Below are 3,978 nucleotides of genomic sequence, written 5' to 3'. Positions count from 1 at the left end.
AAAGCGGTGGGTCGGTCACATCAATGCTGCAGACCCGACGCCTTCGCGAGCAGGCTCGCTCCCACAGGCTCAGTGTTCACAATCTTTGACTTCCTTTAACTGCGCGCAGCGCGCCAGGCCTCGATCAACTCCACAAACCGGCCCTGCACATCCCGGATCAGCGTTTCATCATCGGTCTCTCCGGCCAGCCAGGCACGGCTCGGCTCCTGGAAGATCGTCCGGCCCACGGCAAACCCTCGGCAAGTGGTGCTCTGGCTGGCCTGGCGAAAACCTTCGGCCAACGCGGCGGCCGGGGCATTGAGGCCCAGCAGCACCACGCCACGACAATACGGATCGCGTTGCTGGATCAGCTCATCCAGTTGCTTCCACTCATCGCAGGTCTGCGCCTCGATTTTCCACCACGCCGGGAAAATACCCAGGTTGTAGAGCCGCTTGAGCGCGCGATACAGCACGTCCGGATGGGCCGATGGATGATCCTTGGGCGGAATGACTTCCAGCAGCAATTCATGACCGCTGACCTGGGACGCCTTGTACAAGCCCAGCAACTGCGCTTCCTGCTCCAGGCGCAGCAGCGGCTCATCGTCAGGATGAAATTGCACCAGGCACTTGATGATCTGTTCTTGTGGCCAGGCGATCAGGTTGCTGCCAATGGAACGCCCGTGTTCGAACGCCAGCGGCCGCGAACCCTGCACCTCCACTGGCCGCGCGACCCACCAGCCGCGCCCGGTGGCCGCATTCAGCGAATCCTGGCCGAAACGCTGATCGGCCAACAGACCGACATCCGCCTCGATGCCCTGGCGTTGCAGGTCAGCCTTGACGCGCTCCACAGCCTGGATGAACAGTTGCTTGAGCTGGCCGATGCTGTCGAGGCCACGGCCGCCCCGCTGGGCCAGTTCGACCAATTGCCAGCGATGGTCAAAGGCGAAGATGAACAGTTGTTTCCAGACCCTGCGCGGCACGCTGACCTGATGCAGCCGTTGCAGCACGACATCCTGGTCAGGACGAGTGATCGGCACCGGGCTGGCAAACAGATAATCGAGCTCGGCCCGGGTCGGCATCGCCGGGGCGCAGGCATGGCGCGACACTACCAGCCCGCCACAGGCATTGGCCAACTGGCAGCAGCGCTCATCACTGGCGTCCTCCAACCAACCGGCGAGGAAACCCGACATGAATGCGTCGCCCGCGCCCAACACGTTCAGCACCTCGACCCGCACGCCTGGGTAAATGGCGCCGTCTTCCAGGCGGTTCGGGATATCGCCGTGGATCACTGTGCAACCTTGCGGACCGAGCTTGACCACCAGGGTCGCCGCCGTCAGCGAGCGCACGGTACGCAGTGCGGTCAGCAGATCTTCGCTGCCACCGGCAATCAGAAACTCTTCTTCGGTGCCGACGATCAGGTCGAAACGCGCCAGGATGCCTTGTACGTGCTGGCTGACCTTGCGATCGGCGACAAAACGGGTCTCGCCATCGGCCTTGGGCGCCAGGCCCCAGAGTACCGGGCGGTAGTCGATATCGAGGACGCGTTTGACCTGGTGCGTCTGCGCATAGTCCAGCGCCTGGATGCTGGCCTGGTAGACGCTGTCGGTGGAGAAATGCGTGCCGGTGATCAACAGCGCCTTGCTGGAGGCGATGAAGGCTTCGTCGATGTCCTCGGCCCGTAGCGCCATGTCCGCGCAATTCTCACGGTAGAACACCAGGGGAAACGTTTCGCGATCCTTGATGCCGAGCAACACCATGGCCGTCAGGCGTTCAGGGTCGACCTTGATACCGCTGACGTCGCAGCCTTCGCGCACCAAGGATTCCACCAGAAAGCGCCCCATATGATCATCCCCCACCCGGCTCAGCATCGCCGACCGGAGGCCGAGACGGGCCGTGCCAAAGGCGATATTGGCAGATGAACCACCGAGGTACTTGGCGAAGCTCGAGACATCCTCAAGCCGCGCACCGACTTGCTGCGCGTAGAGATCGACGCCCAGGCGCCCCAGGCAGATCACATCCAATTGACGTCCACTGGCAAAACGAGTCTGGCCCATGCTGGCTCCTGTTATTTTTATCAGCCTGCGCTTGCCGCCGGAACCGACGTCAACGCTTTGGTGATTGCAGACTAAAACGAGCGAACGGCAATAATCAATATTTTTTCCATAAATTTTTACCGTGGAATATTTTTTCCAATAGACTGTTACTTGACCGGGCCAGACGCAGTGCATCGTTTCAGCAAGGCCTCCAACTGCGCGCGCTCATGATTTTCCCCGCGCCTACGCTGTAGACTGCGACCAGCCAACCTATTGTCGAGGACCGGCCCGTTCCCCAGGGCGTCCTATAAGAACAAGCCAGAAGGATTTTCTATGACCCGCCCCGATCTGCCGGTGCCGTCCGAGAGCGCGTCCGAAGCCGCCCTCCCCAGCCCACCGATCAACGCCGAGCGGCTGTTGCAGTTGATTACCGAGGAATATGAAAGCCTGCCACGCCAGCTCAAACGCATCGCCAGCTACATGAGCCAGCAAAGCGACCGGATCATGGTCGATCGCATCAGCGACATCGCCCGGGAATGCGAGGTGCACCCGTCGGCCATCGTGCGTTTTTCCCAGCGCTTCGGCTTCAGTGGGTTCAGCGAAATGCAGGCGCTGTTTCGCGAGGCTTACACCCACAAGACCACGCCGGTGCAGAACTACCAGCAGCGCATTCGCAGCATGATCGCCAACAAGTCGCAGAAGGCCAGCGCCGGCGATCTCGCGCGCGAATGCGTCAACGCCACCTTGTCGGGCATCGAGCGCCTAGGGCTGGAACTCGACGACGAGGCGTTCGAGAAGGCCGTCGACCTGGTGGTCAACGCCGACAACATCTATGTCGTTGGCGTGCGGCGCTCGTTCGCGGTGGCCGATTACCTGGTCTATAACCTTCAGCACACCAACAAGCGCATTCACCTGGTGTCGGGCCTGGGCGGCAGTTATCGCGAGCAGATGCGCAGCGTGCGGGCCAACGACCTGGTGATCGCCATCAGCTTTACCCCGTACGGCAAGGAAACCCAGCACTGCCTGCGCATCGCCCAGCACCACCAGGCCAAGACGCTGATCATCACCGACAGCAACCTGTCGCCCTTGGCCAAGCGGGCCAATGCGGTGCTGCTGGTGAACGAAGGCAGCTCGTTCGCCTTTCGCTCGTTGAGCGCCACCCTCTGCCTGTGCCAGGCGCTGTTCATCGCGGTGGCCTACCGGCTTGAACTCAAGGTTGATGAAATCCACGAACAGGTCGGATTCGAAGATTGAGCCCGGCCTGAAACAAACCGCTGAAGGAGAAGCCATGAAACTGATCGGCATGCTGGACTCGCCCTACGTGCGACGCGTCGCCATTACCGCCAAGCGCCTGGGGATCACGCTCGAACACGAATCGGTTTCGGTGTTCAGGCATTTCGAGCGATTCCAGGGCATCAACCCGGTGGTCAAGGCCCCTACCCTGGTGCTCGATGATGGCTCGGTGCTGATGGACTCGACGTTGATCATCGATTACCTGGAAACCTTGGCTGGGCCTGGGAAGAGCCTGATGCCGAGCGATCCGGGGCAACGGTTGCAATCGTTGCAACTGATCGGGTTGGCGTTGGCGGCGTGCGAAAAATCGGTGCAGATCTTTTACGAACGCACTTTGCGCCCAGCGGAGATCCAGCATGCGCCGTGGCTTGCGCGGGTATCTGGCCAGTTATTGGCGGCATATGGCGAGTTGGAAACGGCCCTGGTGAAACAACCATTGCCCACCGATGGTTCGATCGACCAGGCCGGCATCAGCGTCGCGGTGGCTTGGACTTTCACCAACCTGTTGGTGGCCGATCAGGTGCAAGGCAAGGCCTTCCCCCAGATCAGCGCGTTTACCGCCTATGCCGAGGGCCTGGAAGCGTTTGTCAGTACACCGGTGGAATAACCTCCCCAAGGGATTGTGGTGAACAACAAAATCCTGCCCAACCGAAAAACACTGTGGGAGGGGGGG

At 61.0% G+C, this 3,978-nt stretch carries 3 protein-coding genes; 2 read left to right on the top strand and 1 reads right to left on the bottom strand.

From position 1 onward, the window contains the following. Positions 1-95: 95 nt before the first annotated feature. A complete protein-coding gene (locus ACE04F_RS23325) occupies positions 96-2,033 on the bottom strand; it encodes a bifunctional 5-dehydro-2-deoxygluconokinase/5-dehydro-2-deoxyphosphogluconate aldolase (protein WP_486110095.1) in 1,938 nt (645 codons plus the stop codon). Positions 2,034-2,345: 312 nt separating this feature from the next. Between ACE04F_RS23325 and ACE04F_RS23320 the strand changes: the two genes are divergently transcribed. Together ACE04F_RS23320 and ACE04F_RS23315 are read left to right on the top strand one after the other, a co-directional pair. Then, positions 2,346-3,266 carry a MurR/RpiR family transcriptional regulator gene (locus ACE04F_RS23320; RefSeq protein ID WP_486110094.1) on the top strand — a complete coding sequence of 307 codons (921 nt, stop codon included), beginning with the start codon at positions 2,346-2,348 and terminating at the stop codon, positions 3,264-3,266. A gap of 34 nt (positions 3,267-3,300) precedes the next feature. Then, on the top strand, positions 3,301-3,912 hold the full coding sequence (locus ACE04F_RS23315) for a glutathione S-transferase (RefSeq protein WP_486110093.1): 612 nt from the start codon (positions 3,301-3,303) through the stop codon (positions 3,910-3,912). Positions 3,913-3,978 lie beyond the last annotated feature (66 nt).

It is taken from the genome of Pseudomonas sp. AGC41, from assembly GCF_057334555.1.
The sequence above is the reverse complement of the archived record's forward strand: the minus strand, read 5'-3'. Positions and strand labels throughout refer to the sequence as shown.

Excerpts from the sequence above, each read along its gene's own strand:
- ACE04F_RS23315 (WP_486110093.1), top strand. The coding sequence starts at position 3,301 with ATGAAACTGATCGGCATGCTGGACTCGCCCTACGTGCGACGCGTCGCC.
- ACE04F_RS23320 (WP_486110094.1), top strand. The coding sequence starts at position 2,346 with ATGACCCGCCCCGATCTGCCGGTGCCGTCCGAGAGCGCGTCCGAAGCC.
- ACE04F_RS23325 (WP_486110095.1), bottom strand. The coding sequence starts at position 2,033 with ATGGGCCAGACTCGTTTTGCCAGTGGACGTCAATTGGATGTGATCTGC.